The following is a 17,006-nucleotide window of genomic DNA, read 5'->3' on the forward strand; positions in this document are numbered from 1 at the left end:
GGGGCGAGCGCGTCAGAGCATCGGCAGGTGCCGCGGCTCCGGTCCGCGCGGGAAGGCGGCATCGATCCGGGCGAGTTCGGCGTCGCTCAGGGTCAGGCTGCCGCCGCCGGCATTCTCCGCCGCGTGGGCGGGGCTCGAGGCCTTCGGGATCGTCAGCACGCCCTCCCCGCGGGTGAGCGCCGCGAGCGCCACCTGGCGCGGCGTGGCGTCGTGCCCTTGCGCGATCTCCGCCAGCACCCGCCCGCCCGGGGTGCCAGGCCCCGGAAAGCTGTCGTGGCCGAACGGGCTGTAGGCCACCACCGCGACGCCGTGGCGCCGGCACCAGGGCAGGACGGCGTGCTCGATCGCCCGCTCCTCCAGGTGGTAGAGCACCTGGTTGCAGGCGATGCGGTCGGGTCCGGCGACCGACAGGGCCTCGTCGAGGTCGCCGGCGTCGAAGTTGCTCACCCCCCAGGACAGGATCTTGCCCGCCCGCACTAGGTCCTCGAAGGCCGCGAAGGTCTCCTCCAGCGGATGCGGGCCGCGCCAGTGCAGCAGGTAGCAGTCGAGCCGGTCGGTGCGCAGGCGGCGGAGCGAGCGCTCGCAGGCCTCGATCGTGCTGCGGCGGGAGGCGTTCCCGGGCAGCACCTTCGAGACGAGAAACACCTCGTCGCGCCGGTCGCCGATGGCCTCGGCGACCAGGGGCTCGGCCTCGCCGTACATCTCGGCGGTGTCGACGTGGCTCATGCCGACGTCGAGGCCGCGATTCAGGGCGGCCGCCGCCACGGTCGGCTCGCCCTCGTCGAGGTACCAGGTTCCCTGCCCGATCACCGGCACCGCGGGCCCGGTGCGTCCGAAGGGTTGCCGTCGCATCGCGCGCTCCTGCGATCTCCGCCGTCCTGGGCCGCGCAAGGCCCGGAGGGCAAGGGCAGAGCACGGAGAATGCACGGTTTTTTGCGGATCGTCGCGGGCGCGGGGGTGAGACTGCGGCGGCCCGATCAGGAAAAAAGACCTTCTCCCCACACGTGTTCTTCAAAAAGAACATTCCGATTGACAGAAAGTCCGCTTCTGGGGTTCTGTGCCCCCGCCAGCCGGTTTAAGACGCCCGGCGCAACGCCTCTGGCCCGAGAGACCCGGACGAAGGACACCGATGACCGCTTCCGCCTTCCCGCCCGCCCGGAGCCGCGCGCCGTGACGGCCCCCGTCCGCGTGCCGGTGCCGGCGGACCTGAGCGACCGGATCGACGCGTCCGAGGCGCTGGTGCGCCTCGAGGGCGTCGCGAAGACCTACACCGCCCGCCGGGGCGCGGGCGCCGTGACGGCGCTCGAGGACATCAACCTCACGGTGCCGCGCGGCCGGGTGCTCGGCGTGATCGGCCGCTCGGGTGCGGGCAAGTCGACGCTGATCCGCCTCGTCAACGGCCTCGAGCGGCCGAGCCGCGGCCGGGTGATCGTCGGCGGGGCCGAGATCTCGCGGCTGCCGGAATCCGCCCTGCGGGCCGAGCGCCGCGGCATCGGCATGATCTTCCAGCATTTCAACCTGCTCTCGGCCCGCACCGCCGCCGGCAACGTCGCGCTGCCGCTCGAAGTGGCGGGATACGACAAGGCCGCGATCCGGACCCGGGTCGCCGAGCTCCTCGACCTCGTCGGGCTGACGGCTCAGGCCGATCGCTACCCGGCCGAACTGTCCGGCGGCCAGAAGCAGCGGGTCGGCATCGCGCGCGCGCTCGCCACGAACCCGAAGGTGCTGCTCTCCGACGAGGCGACCTCGGCCCTCGATCCCGAGACGACCCGCTCGATCCTCGACCTGCTCGGCCGGATCAACCGCGAGCTCGGCCTGACGATCCTCCTCATCACCCACGAGATGGCGGTAATCCGGGCGATCGCCCACGAGGTCGCGGTGCTCGACAACGGCCGCATCGCCGAGAGCGGCGACGTGTTCGAGGTCTTCACCCGGCCGCAGGCCGCGATCACCCGCACCTTCCTCGACGAGGAGACCGGCCGCACCCTGCCGCCGGCGCTCGCCGCCCGCCTCACGCCCGGCCCGGCGACCGCGGGAGAGGGCAAGCAGGCGGTCCTGCGCATCACCTTCCGCGGCCCGCACGCCACCGACCCGGTGCTGGCCCAGCTCACCCGCGACGCCGGCATCCCGGCGGGCATCCTCTCGGGCACCGTCGACGAGATCGCCGGACGTCCCTTCGGCACCCTGGTGGTCGGGATCCCGTCCGAGCCCGAGACGGTGCGGCGGGCGCGGGACTTCCTGGCCGCCCGCGGCCTCGACGTCGAGCTGCTCGGCACCCTCGACCTCGCCGGCTGGCAGCGCACCGCCCTCGCCACGGATCTCCACCATGTCGCCTGAGCTCGTCCGCCTGCTCGTCCAGGCCACCCTCGACACGCTGCAGATGGTGGCGGTGGCAGCCTCCCTCGGCACGCTGATCGGCCTGCCGCTCGGGGTGTTCCTCGCCACCAGCGGCCGGGGCGAACTCCTCGCCGCGCCCTGGCTCAACCGGGTGCTGGGCCTCGTCGTCAACGCCACCCGCTCGACCCCGTTCATCATCCTGGTGGTGGCGATCATCCCGTTCACCCGGCTGATCGCCGGCACCTCGATCGGCACCGCCGCGGCGACCGTGCCGCTGACCGTGGCGGCGACGCCGTTCATCGCCCGCCTCGTCGAGGGCGCGGTGCGGGAGGTCGATGGCGGCCTCGTCGAGGCCGCGAGGGCCTTCGGGGCGAGCCCGCTCCAGATCGTCCTCAAGGTGCTGATCCCCGAGGCCTTGCCCGGCATCGTGCTCGGGCTCACCCTGGCGGTGGTGTCGCTGATCGGCTTCTCGGCGATGGTCGGCGCCGTCGGCGGCGGGGGCCTCGGCGACCTCGGCATCCGCTACGGCTACCAGCGCTTCATGCCCGAGATGATGCTCGCGGTCGTCGTCGTGCTGATCGTCCTGGTGCAGCTGGTCCAGACCCTCGGCGACCGGCTGGCGCGGCGCATGAACAAGCGCCTGCGCCACGGCTGACCCCTTTTCCCTTCCTCTCCAGACCGTCCTCGGAGCGTACACCCATGCTGCGTACCCTGACTCTCGCGGTGCTCCTGACCGCCGCCAGCCTCCCCGCCCTCGCGCAAGGATCCCCCGCTCAAGGCCAGCGCGTGCGCGTCGGCGTGACGCCGGGCCCGCACGCCCAGATCCTCGAGGCGGTGAAGCCGATCGCCGCCAAGAAGGGCCTCGACCTGCAGATCGTCGAGTTCTCGGACTACGTCGTGCCGAACGAGGCGCTGTCCTCGGGCGAGCTCGAGGCCAACTCGTTCCAGCACCAGCCCTATCTCGACAACCAGAAGGCCGATCGCGGCTACAAGATCGAGAGCGTCGCCCAGACGGTGAACTTCCCGATGGGCGTCTACTCGAAGCGCCACAAGAGCTTCGACGCGGTGCCGGCCGGCGGCACCGTGGCGATCCCGAACGACCCGACCAATGGCGGGCGGGCGCTCCTGCTCCTGCAGGACAAGGGGCTCCTCAAGCTGAAGCCGAATGTCGGCTTCAAGCCGAGCGTCGCCGACATCACCGAGAACCCGAAGCGCCTGCGCATCATCGAGGTCGACGCGGCCCAGACCCCGCGCTCGCTGGACGACGTCGATGCGGCGGCGGTCAACACCAACTACGCCACCGCGGCCGGCCTCAAGCCCTCCGACGCGATCCTGAAGGAGGAGCCGAAGGGCCCCTACGTCAACGTGATCGCGGTGCGTAGCGCCGACAAGGACAAGCCCTGGGTGGCGACCCTCGTCGAGTCCTACCGCTCGCCGGAGGTGAAGACCTTCATCGAGACCAAGTTCTCGGGCGCGGTTCTCACCAGCTGGTGAGCCGGCCGAAGGGCCGAAGCGCGGAGGGGTCCGGCCGCCGGCCGGACCTTTATCCACAGGCGCGCCGCAGAATGAAGCGGGGCCATGAAACCAAACGAGGCCGTGCGCGTCTTCTCAGCACGGCCCGAGTGACGGGCTGCCTATTGTCTCGAGGTGCCCGATGAAGATCCTGAGTTCCTGCCTGGTCGCGGCCGTCCTCACCGTCGCCGCCGTTCCGGCCTTCGCCCAGGGCGGCTCGCCCTACAACAACTCGGGCTCGCAGGCCGGCGGCCCGCTCGGCGGCGTGCAGCGCGAGATGGGGGCTCCGGGCGGCGCCCCGGCCATGGGCGCGGCCCCGCGCCAGACCATGCAGCCGACCATGCGCAAGAAGCGCATGATGAAGCACCGCCGCATGCACCGTCACCACCACGCCCGCTGATCCGGCATCCCGGATTCCAGCACGCCCTACGGTTAGTCAGGCGCGTTCGTCCGGCGGCTCGCTCCGCCCGGCGGGCGCGCCTTCGCGTATCGCCCTTCCGACGTCGGAGCGTCAGAATCCCCCGGTGCGCCACAGGGCGATCGCCGCCGCGACCAGGCCTGCGACCCAAAATCCGGCGACGAGCGCCAGGTGTCGCCGCCTCCCCGGTTCCGGCCGGTTGTCGTTGGCGGCGCGCCGCAGACGCAGGGCTGCGGCGGCGTAGCCGTGGGTGGCCGCGGCGATGGTCGCCGGGCGGGCAGGAGCGGTCTTGCGCAGGCTCGTCATGGCGAATCGTGCTCGTCGCCATCGTGATAGCACGCGGACGCGCCGAACGTGAGCCGCCCGAACGACGCAAGCGGGAGCGGCCGGATGGCGCCTCAGGGCCGGAGGCGCATCGGGCGCGCCGCGCTGCGCGGCGCGTGGCCGTCGATCCAGTGCGGGCTGAGCACGTCGCCGTCCGCGGTCACGATCCACGGCAGGGTCTCGGGATCGTCCGCGCCCGCCGCCGCCGCCAGGGCGGCGCGCAGGGTGGGAAAGCGGCGCGTCTCCCGCGGGCCGGGGGCGGCCCGCGCCCCCTGCCACACCATCAGCTCGGCCGGACGCTCCATCTGCGGCTGCGCCATCGTCGGGTCCCCTCATCCTCGCCCCCACCGGGCGAGGATGGCGCCGGCGAGGTGAGGGGGCGATGGCCGGAAGGTTGCGGTTTCGTCATCCGCGCCGTCGTCCCGAGCCCCGGGCGGCGTCACGATTCCGCCGACGCCTCGCGGTGCGGCCGCAGCTCCGGGGCGCCGAGCTCCGGCTCGGCCTCGGCGACCGGCTCGGCCCGGCTCTCGGCCCGGCTCGTGTCGATGAACAGGCGCGCCTCGCCCTCGCTGAGGCCCAGGCTGCGCAGGGCGTAGAGCGCCATGCCGAACCCGACCTCGCGCTCGGCCATCAGCACCAGGCCGACCTTCTCCTCCTCGAGGTTGCGCCGCTCGGTGTCGCTGTGGGTGCGCACCACCGTGTCGATCCTCGGATTGGCCTCCCGGGCGATCTCGATCAGGCGGCGGGCCTGGTGCGCGTCCGGGCTCGCCACCACCAGGAGGCGCGCCCGCCCGATATCGGCCGCATCGAGGATCCCCGGCGCCCCGGCATCGCCGAACACCGCCGCGATGCCGGCGGCGCGCAGCTCCTCGACCCGGCGCCGGTCGCGCTCGACCACCACGAAGGGCAGTTCCCAGGTCGCCAGCGCCTTGCCGATGGCGCCCCCCACCCGGCCGTAGCCGATCACCACCGCGTGGCCCTCGCGGCGCTTGGCGTGGGCGACGACCGCGATCGGGCTGGTTCCGCGCGCGAACCGGGCGGCGAGCGCCGGCCGGCCCTCGATGATGCCGTTGAGGCGGCTCAGGGAGGCGAAGATCAGCGGGTTGAGGGTGATGGAGAGGAGTGAGCCGGCCAGGATCAGGTCGCGGCCCTCCGGCGGCAGCAGCTTCAGGCCGATGCCGAGGCTCGCCAGGATGAACGAGAACTCGCCGATCTGCGCCAGGCTCGCCGCGATGGTGAGCGCCGTCGAGAGCGGGTGGCGGAAGGCCAGCACGATGGCGACCGCGGCGAGCGACTTGCCGACGAGGATCACCGCCAGGGTCGCGAGCACGGCCAGCGGCTCGCGCAGCAGGATGGTCGGGTCGAACAGCATGCCGACCGAGACGAAGAACAGGACCGCGAAGGCGTCCTGCAGCGGCAGCGAATCCGCGGCGGCCTGGTGGCTGAGATCCGATTCCGCCAGCACCATGCCGGCGAAGAAGGCGCCGAGCGCGAAGGAGACGCCGAACAACTCCGCCGAGCCGTACGCGATGCCGAGCGCCAGCGCCAGGACCGCCAGGGTGAACAGCTCGCGCGAGCCGGTGCGGGCGGCCTGGTCGAGGATCCAGGGCACCACCCGGCGGCCGCCGGCCAGCATCAGGGCGGCGAAGGCCGCCACCTTGGCGAAGGTCAGCCCGAGGGTGAGCCAGATGTTGCCGTCGCCGGCGATGCCGTGCGCCGCGCCAGCGCTCTCGCCGCCGAGCGGCCCGGCGAGCGCCGGCAGCAGCACCAGCGCCAGCACCATCGCCAGGTCCTCGACGATGAGCCAGCCGACGGCGATGCGGCCCTTGTCGGAATCGAGCAGGCTGCGCTCCTCGAGCGCCCGCAGCAGCACCACCGTCGAGGCGACCGAGAGGGCGAGGCCGAAGACGAGGCCCGCCCCGAGGCCCCAGCCCCAGGCGACGCTGAGCGCCAGACCCATCAGGGTGGCGACCGCGATCTGCACCACCGCGCCGGGCAGCGCGATGGCGCGCACCGACATCAGGTCGCCGATCGAGAAGTGCAGGCCGACCCCGAACATCAGCAGGATCACGCCGATCTCGGCGAGCTGACCGGCCAGTTCCGCGTTGCCGACGAAACCCGGCGTGTGCGGGCCGACCGCGACGCCCGCGAGGAGGTATCCGACGAGAGGCGGGAGCTTGAGCCGCTGCGCGAGCATGCCGCCGACGAACGCGAAGACGAGCCCGAGGGCGATGATGGCAATCAGCTCGGAGGCGTGCGGCACGGTCGGATCGGCTCCTCGGAATCGGCGGCGCCGCGAGGGCAGCGGCTCACTGTCCGAAGTCTAGCAGCCTTTCCGGGTTCCTGCCGTGCCGCGCCGCACGAAAAACCGCGGCAACATCCGGAAATCTCCCCGAAATCCCCGCGAGCGGGGAAGGCCGGGACCGCCCTCAGCGTCCCGCGGGCCGGCGGGCGGCGCCGGCAGCGCGGGGCAGACGCGGCAGGCTCGCGCGCAGGCTCGCGCCCGGCCGGGCGGCGAGCACGATGACGATCGCCCCGAGGACGGCGGAGATCATCACGAGGAGCTCGGTCGTGAACATGCGGCAGCCCTGGGGTTGAGCGGACGCCGCTTTGCGGCAGTCGAAAATATCGGCGTTTCGTGCCGTTCGGACGATTGCCGACCGGCGCCGCTGCTCTAGCTCGCCGCAGGAGCGGCCGACTATGTGACATCCGGCCATGTGACAACCGGGCATGTGACATCCCGCCGTGAGGCCGCATGTTCGCGTCGGTCGCCCACGATTCCGACGCAATGGGCCGGCCTCTGGCTTCCGGCCGCGCGATGCGGCATCAGCGACGGACAGTGTTGTGCGCGGGCCGCACCAGACGAGGGTGTACAGTATGAAGAAGGTCCTGACCGGGGCGCTCGTTGCCCTCGGCCTGTCGTCGGGAGCGGCGCTCGCCGCCCCGAAAGACCCGAGCGGGACGTGGTTGACCGAGGACGGCCGGGCCCGCATCCGGATCGAGAAGTGCCCGAGCCGCGCCGACCGGGTCTGCGGCTACGCCGTCTGGCTCAAGACCCCCAACGACGACAAGGGCCAGCCGCGGGTCGACTTCAAGAACACCGACGCCAAGAAGCGCAGCCGACCCTCGCTCGGCCACCAGCTCATCATGGGGCTCAAACCCAACGCGGATAACCGTTACGAGGGGCAGATCTACAACGCCGACGACGGCAAGCTCTACGACGTCTCGATCTGGACCGAGGAGCCGGGCGAGCTCAACGTCCGGGGCTGCCTGATGGGCTTCCTGTGCGGATCGCAGACCTGGACCCGCGTGAACGACACGCTGCCCGGTCAGCTCACCGCCCCGACCGGCGCCCCGAACGGCCCGCGGCCGGACGCGGAATGGGCTGCGGCGCCCAAGGCCGCCCCGGCCTCGGCCCCGGCCGCCGCCAAGCCCACCGCTCCGGCGGCGGCGCCCAAGCCCTGAGCGCGGGGACCTGACCCCGCAATCGCGACCCGGCCCCGCACGATGCGGGGCCGCGGCCTAACCCGTCCCCCCGATCGGGGCCGGCGCACCGTTCGTCAAAGGGCACCCGTCGGCCGCGACGGGTGCCCTTCTTCGTTTCCAGAGCCGCGATCGGCAAATACATCTTCAGGTTGCATCGTTCGATCGAACGAGCTTGTTCCGGCCCTGCTACCGGCGGGGAGGAATCGGAAGCGTCTTACAACTTCAAGTATTGTTTCTTAGTTTGTGCCGCTGTGCGCCATCCCTTGCGTCATCCTGGTGGCTCATGAGGCTTAGGCCGAACGCCCTGGCCAGCCTGAAAATCAAAGATTGAGGAAATATTCCTTATACAACCACCCATCGCCGTGACAGAACTTGGGTTGGAAGCAGCGTCCGTCCCTCAAACGGGTGACGTACGCTATCGGTTGACGCACTCTACTCGCGAATTAAAAATTTTCATTGACTGTTAGGGATTTTGCCCACATGTGCAAAGAAGTATTCCATGAGGGGGAACTCATGAGCGCCGACGAGCAGGCATCGACCTCGGACCTGATCAATCTTTCGGCCGACATCGTGTCGGCCTACGTGTCGAAGAACTCTGTGCCGGTCGGGGAGCTTGCGAGCCTCATCGCCTCCGTGCACGCCTCGCTCGAGCGCGTGGCCGCGCCGCCGGCACCCGAGCCCGAGAAGCCCGCGCCGCCGGTCCCGATCCGCAAGACCGTCACCCCGGACCACATCATCAGCCTGGAGGACGGCAAGCCGTACAAGTCGCTCAAGCGCCACCTGACGACTCGCGGTCTGACGCCGGACCAGTACCGGCAGAAGTGGGGCCTGCCGCACGACTACCCGATGGTTGCCGCGACCTACGCCGCCCAGCGCTCGGAACTCGCCAAGAGTCTCGGTCTCGGCCAGATCCGGCGCGACCGCGCGGCCGCGGCCCGGCTCGCGGCGGAGAGTACCGGCGAGGGCGAGAAGGCTCCGGCCCGCCGCGGTCGCCCGCGCAAAGGCGAGTGAGGGGAGAAGGGGCGGCCGAGGGCCCGCGGGAAGCGAGCCCCCTGCGCCGTCCGGTCCGGATCGCTCCGCACGCCTGAGCGAGGCCGCGTCGCGCGGAGCGCGGCGCGGCCGCACGCGGGCGATCGCATCCCGGTCGGGATCGCGGGGGCGGCCCGGAACGCGAAACCCCCGCCGGGGCCTCGCGCGGCACGAGAGCCGCGGGGTCCGACGGGGGTTGCGAGAAGGGACGGTTCCCATGACGGGAACCGGAATGCCTGCCGATCCGGCAGCCCGCCTACTTGCCGGCCTACTTGCCGGCCTACTTGCGGCGCGCCTTGCGGGCGGCGTAGCGGGCGTCGCGGGCGGCCTTGCGCTCGGCCTCCATGGCCGCCTCGCGCTCGGCCGCGTCGGCCGCGTCGCGCTCGGCCCGGGCCTTGGCCTCGGCCTCCTCGGCGGCGCGGCGCTCGGCCTCGGCCTGCTTGGCCGCCTCGCGCTCGGCGGCGCGGGAGGCGCGGGCCTCGGCGATCTTCTGCCGCTCCGCCAGCCGGGCCTGGACCTCCGGGTCCTCCGTGCTGGGCCGAGCCCGGAACTTCTCCAGCAGGGCCTTCTTCGCGTCCGCGGACGTGCTCCGCCGGTCGTTGAAGTTCTGGTCCTTGAAGCCGGCCATCGTGTTGGTCTCGTCTGTCCTGCGTGAGAAGGCGCGCCTGTCGCTCAGGCCGCGCCGGGATCCGTGCTGGGCTGCACCGCACCCGCTCCTCGGAGCGAGGTGCCTTCGCACGTGCTCTAGCGCCGCCGGCGTCCGGATTCAAAGCCAAAGACGCCGCAAGCGGTCCGCCAACCACCGGAACCTTGCCGCGGAACCCGGCGCGGAGCCCGCCCGTCGCGCGAAATCGCGGTGGGCGGGGAGGGGATTGTCAAGGTTTCGCCACCATCATCACCGGGCGGCGGCGCACTCTCGCCGGAGGAGACCTCATGCGTGCGATCGTCCTCGACGATGCGGAGCTGAACAACCTGCTGATGCTCGAGGCGCTGCGTCCGATCCCGGATTGCCGGCCGCAGAGCTTCACCCGGCCCGCCGACGCCCTCGCCTTCGCCGAAGCCCATGCCGACGAGATCGGCATCGTGCTCACCGATTACGAGATGCCGGGCATGGACGGCCTCGCGGTGATCCGGGCCCTGCGGGCGCTTCCGGGCTTCGCCCACGTGCCGATCGTGATGGTGACGAGCTTCGACCAGCGTGCCCTACGCCGCTCGGCCCTGGAAGCGGGCGCCACCGACTTCGTCAACAAGCCCTGCGACCCGGTCGAGATCCGGGCCCGCGTCACCAACCTGCTGGCGCTCCGCCGCGCCCATCGGAGCGAGCGGGCCCACGCCGCGCGCCTTGCCGAGGAGGTCGCCGCCGCGGTGGCCCAGGTGGAGGCGCGCGAGCGCGAGATCGTCAACGTGCTGATGCGCGCGGCCGAGCACCGCGACACCGATACCGGCGACCACGTCGCCCGGGTGGCGAACTACACCGCCCTGATCGCCGAGGCCCTCGGCCTGCCGCCCGACCAGTGCCGGCGGATCAGCCTCGCCTCGACGATGCACGACGTCGGCAAGATCGCGATCCCCGACGCGATCCTGCTCAAGCCCGGCCCCCTGACCAGCGAGGAGCGCCGCGAGATGGAGCGCCACGCCGAGCGGGGCGCCCGGATCCTCGCCAACAGTTCCTCCGACGTGGTGCGGCTCGCCGCCGAGATCGCCGTGAGCCACCACGAGCGCTGGGACGGCAAGGGCTATCCCAGCGGCCTGTCCGGCGCCGACATCCCGCTCCCCGGCCGCATCGTCGCGGTGGCGGACGTGTTCGACGCCCTGACCAGCGACCGGCCCTACAAGCGCGCCTGGACCCTCGAGGCCACGCACGCCTTCCTGCTGCGCGAGGCGGGCGCGCATTTCGATCCGGCGGTGGTCGAGGCCTTCCTCTCCCGCTGGGACGTCGTCGTGGACCTGGTCGGCCAGGCCGCGAGCCGGGCCGCCTGAGGGAGACGGGCGCCGTGACCACCGGGACGAGGCGTGCGCGGGAGCAACGAGACCCGCTGGAGGCGCCGGAGGAAGCGGGGCAGAACCGCGGCCTGCGGGCCCGGCTGATCGGCGTGCCGGACGGGGAGACTTCGGCCCCCTCGACGCCCGCTGCCAGACGCGGCGAGGCCCGCGATCCCGGGATGCGCGACCCCGTCGGCGGAATCTCCGACGCGGACCCCGGCGCGAAGCCGCGTCCGGTCGGCCGCCTGCGCCTGCGACGTCGGCGCCCGACGAAGCCGGCAGTTGCCGCTCCCGCCGCTCCGGCGCGGGCGAGCGCGAGCCTCGCGGTCCGCCTCGGCCGGGCGGTGCTCGGCGCGGTCATCGTCGCGCTCGCCGCCGGCACGGCGATCGGCGCCTGGTCCGAGGTCAACCTCTACGGCGCCGACACCCGCCGGTCGCTGAAGGGCCTCGCCGCCGTCTTCGCCGCCTCCTCCGCCGGGGCGGCCGCCGCGGACGACGCGGCCGGCGCCCACGCGGCGCTGCGCGCGATCGCCCGCCAGGAGGGGATCGTCTATGCCGGGCTCACGCGCCCGGACGGCTCGGCGCTGGCAGAGCAGGGCACCGGGCTGCGGCTCGCCGGCGACCTCGACCTCGACCAGGGCGACAGCATCACGCCGCTCGCCCTCCTCATGGCCCACACCGTCAAGGTCAGCGTGCCGGTGGTGGAGAATGCCCGCGTGGTCGGGCAGGTGACCCTGATCGCCGACACCGCGAACCTCGTCGACCGCCTCTGGAAGGTGGTGCGCAACGCCCTCATGGCGGCGGCCCTCGCCATGGTGGTGGGCTTCGCGGTGGCCTGGCGCGTCGGCCGCGCCCTGACCCGGCCGCTCTCCGCGCTCGCCCGCACGATGGACGCCGTGCGCGAGAACCACGACTACGCCCGCCGCGCCGACCTGCCGTCCGGCACCGCCTCCGCCGACGAGGTCGGCCGGCTGGCGACGAGCTTCAACGGCCTCATCGACGCGGTGCGCGAGCGCGACCACCGCCTCGTCGAGCACCAGGGCCGGCTGGAGCAGGAGGTGAGCGAGCGCACCCACGACCTCAGCGAGGCCAAGGAGGCGGCGGAGGCCGCCAACAGCGCCAAGTCGTCGTTCCTGGCGACGATGAGCCACGAGATCCGCACGCCGATGAACGGCATGCTGGTGATGGCCGAGCTCCTGGCCGCCGCCGACCTGCCGGCGCGCCAGCGCCACTACGCCGAGGTGATCGCCCGCTCAGGGCAAAGCCTGCTCGCGATCATCAACGACATCCTGGACTTCGCCAAGGTCGAGGCCGGCAAGCTCACCCTGGAGCGCATCCCCCTCGACCCCGCCGAGGTCGCCGACACCGTCGTCACCCTGTTCGGCGAGCGGGCCCGGGCGAAGGGGCTCGACCTCGCGGCGGTCGTCGGGCCGGACGTGCCGCGCGCGATCGCCGGCGATCCGGTGCGGCTCGGCCAGGTGCTCGGCAACTTCGTCAACAACGCCCTGAAATTCACCGAGGCCGGCCACGTCCTGGTGCGGATCGAGACCCGCGACGGGGGCGGGACGTTGCGCCTGAGCGTGTCCGATACCGGCATCGGCATCCCGGCCGAGACCCTGCCGACGATCTTCTCCGCCTTCTCGCAGGCCGACGGCTCGACGACCCGGCGCTTCGGCGGCACCGGCCTCGGCCTGTCGATCGCCGAGCGCCTCGTCGCCGCGATGGGCGGGCGGATCGGCGTCGAGAGCGAGGTCGGCCGGGGCTCGACCTTCTGGGCCGAGATCCCGGTCGAGGTCCCGGTGGGCATGCTGGCCGCGGCCGAGCCTCCGCGGCGCGAGCCGGGCATCGTGCCCGCGGTGGTGCTCGCGGTCGCGGGGCCCGCGACGGGCCTGGCCCTGGCGGAGAGCCTGATCGCCGCCGGCTTCGCGCCCGGGCAGGCGGGGGAGGGCGCGCACCACATCGTCGAGGCCCGCGACCTCGCCCGGGCCGGATGCCGTCCCGCGGGCGCGGGCCGCGTCCTCGCCCTCGCGCCGATGGGCGAGCCGAGCGGGGCCGCCGTCCTGTCGTCGCGCCTCGCCGACGCCCTGCTGCGCTGGCCGCTGGCGCAAGGGGAATGGCGCCCGGCCCTGGCGGCGCTCGCCGCCGGCGGGAGCCTTTCGGGCATCGGGGCCGAGGCCGGCCCGGTCGCGGCCCTGCCGCGCTTCCCCGGCGCCCGGGTGCTGGTCGCGGACGACAACCCGGTCAATCGCGAGGTCGCGGTCGAGGCGCTGGGCCGCCTCGGCGTGACCCGCGTCACGACCGTGGAGGACGGCTACCAGGCGCTCGAGGCGGCGCGCGACGGCGGGTTCGACCTGATCCTGATGGACGGCAGCATGCCGGTCCTCGACGGCTTCGACGCCGCCCGGGCGATCCGGCAATGGGAAGCCGCGGAAGGACTGGCCCGCACCTACATCGCGGCGGCGACCGCCCACGTCGTCGGCACCGCCGCCGAGGCGTGGCGCGAGGCCGGGATGGACGGCATGCTCGCCAAGCCCTTCACCCTCGGCGATCTCGCCCGCACCCTCGCGGCGGCCGTCGGCGAGGCCGGGGCGGCGCCGGAGTTCGAGGCGGAGCCGGCGGGGCCGGCCGCGTCGCTTCTCGACGCCGACACCCTGGCGGGGCTCGCCGAGATGGCGGAGGGCTCGGGCTCGGCCTTCGTCGAGCGGATACTCGGCCTGTTCACCGCCCACGCTCCCGACGGGCTGGCCGCGCTGCGGGCGGCCGCCGATGCCGACGCCGCGGGCCGGGCCGCCCACGGGCTCAAGTCGATGAGCCTCAACGTCGGCGCCGCGTCCCTCGCCGCGCGCCTGCGGGAGATAGAGCACGCCGCCCGGGTCGACGGAGTGGTGCCCGACGAGGCGGCGCTCGCCCCGCTCGAAGGCCTGCTCGCAGACACGATCGCGGCCCTGCACGGGCATTTCGGCCTCCCGGCCCCCGCGATCCCCCTCCGCGACGCGGCGTGAGGCTGCGAGACATCGTCGCGGGCGGGCCGGACCCATCCGGCCATTCTCGGCGTTACTCCGGTCAGCCACGGCCACGCTCGCCGGGCGGCGGGAGCGCGACACCATCATGGCACACGAGAGCAGCGGCGCGATCTACACCGCGGCCGGCGCGAACCTGGCGATCGCCGCGGCGAAGTTCCTCGGCGCCTTCCTCACCGGCTCCTCGGCGATGCTGGCCGAGGGCGTCCACTCGGTGGTCGACACCGCCAACCAGATCCTGCTCCTCGTCGGCCTGAAGCGGGCGCAGCGGCCGGCGGATGCCCGCTTCCCGTTCGGCTACGGCCGCGAGGTCTACTTCTACGCCTTCCTGGTCGCCCTGCTGATCTTCCTCGGCGGCGGCGCCTTCGCGGTCTACGAGGGCATCCACAAGCTCCAGCATCCGGAGCCTGCCGCCGACGCGGTGATCCTCGGGCGCACCATCCCGGGCTTCGTCGTCAACCTGGCCATCCTCGGCTTCGCGGTGCTCGCCGAGGGCTATTCATGCTTCGTCGCCCTCAAGGCGTTCTGGGGCGAGAAGGGCGAGCGGCCGCCGATCACCGCGGTGCGCCGCAGCAAGGACCCGGCCCTGTTCACGGTGCTGGTGGAGGATGTGGCGGCGCTCGCCGGCCTCGTCGTGGCGCTGGCCGGCGTGATCCTGGCCGAGACGCTGAAGCAACCCGCCTTCGACGGCGCCGCCTCGATCGTGATCGGCCTGATCCTGATCGGCATGGCGATCTTCCTGATGATCGAGACCCACGGCCTGCTCGTCGGCGAGGCGGCGGAGCCCGAACTGGTCGCCGGCCTGCACGAGATCGTGCGGTCCGAGCGCGGGGTGGAGCACGTCAACGAGGTGCTGACCCAGCATCTCGGTCCGGCCGACATCCTGGTCAACGTCAGCCTCGACATCGACGACGCGCTCACCGGCGGCGAGGTCGAGGGGCTGGTCGGCCGCCTCGAGAAGCGGATGAAGGCCCTGAGCCCCAAGGTCCGCCGCGTCTTCGTCGAGATCCAGGCCCGCCAGGACTCGGCGTCACGCCGGCCGGACCGGCTGCAGGCGGAGCCGGCCGCCTGAGGCGATCGAGCGGAACCCGGGCGGGCTGGTCCCGCAGCGATCGGCACCGGCCCGCCCCGGCAACAGACCAGCATCACGGCACTCCGCTCGAACGACCCACCACCGATAGGTTTTTATGCAATTATCGGCCACGTAAAATTGCCGATTGCAACCTTGAGTGTACTTTGCGCGGTTGTACGGCGTTGAAATCCACAAGAACTACCTGATTTTATCGCCACGTTGCTGCTACCAGCTTGCGGACCGGAACGAGAATTGCCACCAAGTCTGAGGGACCGGGCGATGGCCCGCGCGTAGTTCGTACGTGACGGCCCCAAGAAGACCGAGAGGCGGCGCGAAGCCGGGCTGGCCCGCTTCAAAGCCTCCGTCGTCCACCTCACTCTCGAAGCGGAAGCCCCCATCATGTCAGACGTGGAAACTCAGGATCAGGAGCCGGGCGAACTCGTCATGCTCACGGCCGACATCGTATCGGCCTACGTGTCGAAGAACTCGGTTCCGGTCGCGGAGCTCGCGAACCTGATCGCGGCGGTCCACACCTCCCTCGAGCGCGTCGCCGCTCCGCCGGCGCCTGAGCCCGAGAAGCCCACGCCGCCGGTCCCGATCCGCAAGACCGTCACCCCGGACTACATCATCAGCCTGGAGGACGGAAAACCCTACAAGTCGCTCAAGCGGCACCTGACGACCCGCGGATTGTCGCCGGACCAGTATCGTCAGAAGTGGGGCCTGCCGCACGACTACCCGATGGTCGCCGCGACCTACGCCGCCCAGCGCTCGGAGCTCGCCAAGAGCTCGGGCCTCGGCCAGCAGCGCAAGAACCGCGGGCGGTGAGACGGCCGACGCCCATCCCGACGGGGCGGGCTCTCGTTTCGTGACGCCATCAAAGGCAGAGCCTGTCCGACGGATTGCCGGGCAGGCTCTGTCTTTTCGTGAGTCGGCCGGCGAGATCCCAGCCTCGATCGTCGTCCCGGGGCCGCGATAGCGACACTCGGGATCCCTGACCGCTGACGGCGCAGAACCCGGCGGATCGCGTTCCGCCTCACCCGGGGACCAGCGGTCATGGATCCCGGGTTCTCGCCTGCGGCGCGCCCCGAGAGGACGGGGAGGACGTGACGGACGCGTTGCGACGCGACGGGATCTCGCGGCTCGCGGCCCCCTCAACCCTCGTCCGGGTCCCGCGGCGCAGCCGGCGCGAACAGGTCCTCGGGCGGATCGACGATCACGCGGCGCGCCGCCACGTCGATCTCCGGTACGAAGGCCTTGGTGAAGGGCAGGAGGGCGGGACTGCCGCCGGAGGCCGGGGCGATCTCCAGGAGGTCGCCGCCACCGTAATTCGGTACCGCCCGCACCGTGCCGACGAGGCTGCCGGCGCGGTCGACGACGGCCATCCCGACGAGGTCGGCGGCGAAGAACTCGTCCTCGTCCTCCGGCGCGCCGAGGCGCTCGCGCGCGACGTAGAGGGCGAGCCGGTTCAGGCCCTCGGCCCCGGTCCGGCCGGACACGCCCGCCACGCAAGCGATCAGCATGTCGGGGGCGCCCGCGGCGGGACGCAAGGACGCGATCTCGACCGCGCGCCCGTCGGCCCCGGTGAGCGGGCCGTAGGACCCGATCGCCGTGGGATCGGCGGTGTAGGATTTCAGCCGCACCTCGCCGGCGAGGCCGTGGGCGCGACCGAACTCGCCCAGCAGCACGAAACCGGGATCGGTGGCGATCCCGGTTTCGGTGCGCGCGGGCGCGGTGATGGAACGCTGCGGCGCGGGCGCGCCGGCGCCCCGGCGCTGGTCGGGGCCCCCGCGGCCGGGTCCCTTGGGGACCCGACCGCCAGGGGGGC

The 17,006-nt window shown here is 72.5% G+C and carries 17 protein-coding genes; 10 read left to right on the forward strand and 7 right to left on the reverse strand.

The genetic code is table 11. The features are described 5' to 3' along the window. Positions 1–12: 12 nt before the first annotated feature. The gene (locus tag DK419_RS23360; protein WP_109961207.1) at positions 13–852 is read right to left on the reverse strand and encodes an aldo/keto reductase; all 840 of its coding nucleotides are present in this window, start codon (positions 850–852) and stop codon (positions 13–15) included. Between the two features lie 318 nt (positions 853–1,170). Between DK419_RS23360 and DK419_RS23365 the strand changes: the two genes are divergently transcribed. The 4 genes from DK419_RS23365 (at position 1,171) to DK419_RS23380 (ending at position 4,249) form a co-directional block, all read left to right on the forward strand. Further along, a complete protein-coding gene (locus DK419_RS23365; protein ID WP_109961208.1) occupies positions 1,171–2,337 on the forward strand; it encodes a methionine ABC transporter ATP-binding protein in 1,167 nt (388 codons plus the stop codon). Continuing rightward, positions 2,327–2,992 (forward strand): methionine ABC transporter permease, encoded by a 666-nt coding sequence (locus DK419_RS23370; protein ID WP_109961209.1) that lies wholly within the window; start codon positions 2,327–2,329, stop codon positions 2,990–2,992. The genes DK419_RS23365 and DK419_RS23370 overlap by 11 nt, the downstream gene beginning before the upstream one ends. 44 nt (positions 2,993–3,036) lie before the next feature. After that, positions 3,037–3,831, forward strand: coding sequence for a MetQ/NlpA family ABC transporter substrate-binding protein (locus DK419_RS23375; protein ID WP_109961210.1), 795 nt, complete (start codon positions 3,037–3,039; stop codon positions 3,829–3,831). Between the two features lie 160 nt (positions 3,832–3,991). Continuing rightward, entirely contained in the window at positions 3,992–4,249 is a 258-nt protein-coding gene (locus DK419_RS23380; protein ID WP_109961211.1) for a hypothetical protein, read from the forward strand. 111 nt (positions 4,250–4,360) lie between these two features. On the opposite strand, the gene DK419_RS23385 is transcribed toward DK419_RS23380, so the two are convergent. The 4 genes from DK419_RS23385 to DK419_RS28820 all read right to left on the reverse strand — a co-directional run bounded on the left by DK419_RS23385 (position 4,361) and on the right by DK419_RS28820 (position 7,170). After that, positions 4,361–4,573: a hypothetical protein gene (locus tag DK419_RS23385; protein ID WP_109961212.1), complete on the reverse strand. Its 213-nt coding sequence runs from the start codon at positions 4,571–4,573 to the stop codon at positions 4,361–4,363. A gap of 92 nt (positions 4,574–4,665) precedes the next feature. Continuing rightward, positions 4,666–4,911 carry a hypothetical protein gene (locus DK419_RS23390; RefSeq protein WP_109961213.1) on the reverse strand — a complete coding sequence of 82 codons (246 nt, stop codon included), beginning with the start codon at positions 4,909–4,911 and terminating at the stop codon, positions 4,666–4,668. Between the two features lie 119 nt (positions 4,912–5,030). Next, on the reverse strand, positions 5,031–6,854 hold the full coding sequence (locus tag DK419_RS23395; RefSeq protein ID WP_109961214.1) for a cation:proton antiporter domain-containing protein: 1,824 nt from the start codon (positions 6,852–6,854) through the stop codon (positions 5,031–5,033). 166 nt (positions 6,855–7,020) lie between these two features. After that, the gene (locus tag DK419_RS28820) at positions 7,021–7,170 is read right to left on the reverse strand and encodes a hypothetical protein (protein WP_162561372.1); all 150 of its coding nucleotides are present in this window, start codon (positions 7,168–7,170) and stop codon (positions 7,021–7,023) included. Between the two features lie 298 nt (positions 7,171–7,468). On the opposite strand from DK419_RS28820, the gene DK419_RS23400 reads away from it, so the two are divergent. Together DK419_RS23400 and DK419_RS23405 are read left to right on the forward strand one after the other, a co-directional pair. Next, complete coding sequence (locus DK419_RS23400; protein ID WP_109961215.1) at positions 7,469–8,056, forward strand: DUF2147 domain-containing protein; 588 nt, start codon at positions 7,469–7,471, stop codon at positions 8,054–8,056. Between the two features lie 534 nt (positions 8,057–8,590). Continuing rightward, positions 8,591–9,088, forward strand: coding sequence for a Ros/MucR family transcriptional regulator (locus tag DK419_RS23405; RefSeq protein WP_109961216.1), 498 nt, complete (start codon positions 8,591–8,593; stop codon positions 9,086–9,088). A gap of 298 nt (positions 9,089–9,386) precedes the next feature. Here the strand turns inward: DK419_RS23405 and DK419_RS23410 are convergent, their stop codons facing one another. Continuing rightward, positions 9,387–9,734, reverse strand: a complete 348-nt coding sequence (locus DK419_RS23410; protein WP_109961217.1) for a DUF6481 family protein — start codon at positions 9,732–9,734, stop codon at positions 9,387–9,389. Between the two features lie 305 nt (positions 9,735–10,039). Between DK419_RS23410 and DK419_RS23415 the strand changes: the two genes are divergently transcribed. The 4 genes from DK419_RS23415 (at position 10,040) to DK419_RS23430 (ending at position 16,006) form a co-directional block, all read left to right on the forward strand. Further along, positions 10,040–11,086 (forward strand): HD-GYP domain-containing protein, encoded by a 1,047-nt coding sequence (locus DK419_RS23415; protein ID WP_109961218.1) that lies wholly within the window; start codon positions 10,040–10,042, stop codon positions 11,084–11,086. A 14-nt stretch (positions 11,087–11,100) separates the two neighbouring features. Beyond that, entirely contained in the window at positions 11,101–14,091 is a 2,991-nt protein-coding gene (locus DK419_RS23420) for a hybrid sensor histidine kinase/response regulator (protein WP_245442666.1), read from the forward strand. Between the two features lie 106 nt (positions 14,092–14,197). Next, positions 14,198–15,181, forward strand: coding sequence for a cation diffusion facilitator family transporter (locus tag DK419_RS23425; RefSeq protein ID WP_109961220.1), 984 nt, complete (start codon positions 14,198–14,200; stop codon positions 15,179–15,181). A gap of 399 nt (positions 15,182–15,580) precedes the next feature. Beyond that, positions 15,581–16,006 (forward strand): Ros/MucR family transcriptional regulator, encoded by a 426-nt coding sequence (locus DK419_RS23430; protein WP_109961221.1) that lies wholly within the window; start codon positions 15,581–15,583, stop codon positions 16,004–16,006. A gap of 326 nt (positions 16,007–16,332) precedes the next feature. On the opposite strand, the gene rimM is transcribed toward DK419_RS23430, so the two are convergent. Next, positions 16,333–16,866 carry a ribosome maturation factor RimM gene (gene rimM, locus DK419_RS23435; RefSeq protein ID WP_425352605.1) on the reverse strand — a complete coding sequence of 178 codons (534 nt, stop codon included), beginning with the start codon at positions 16,864–16,866 and terminating at the stop codon, positions 16,333–16,335. Positions 16,867–17,006: the final 140 nt, after the last annotated feature.

Source organism: Methylobacterium terrae (assembly GCF_003173755.1).
GTDB classification, from domain to species: domain Bacteria; phylum Pseudomonadota; class Alphaproteobacteria; order Rhizobiales; family Beijerinckiaceae; genus Methylobacterium; species Methylobacterium terrae.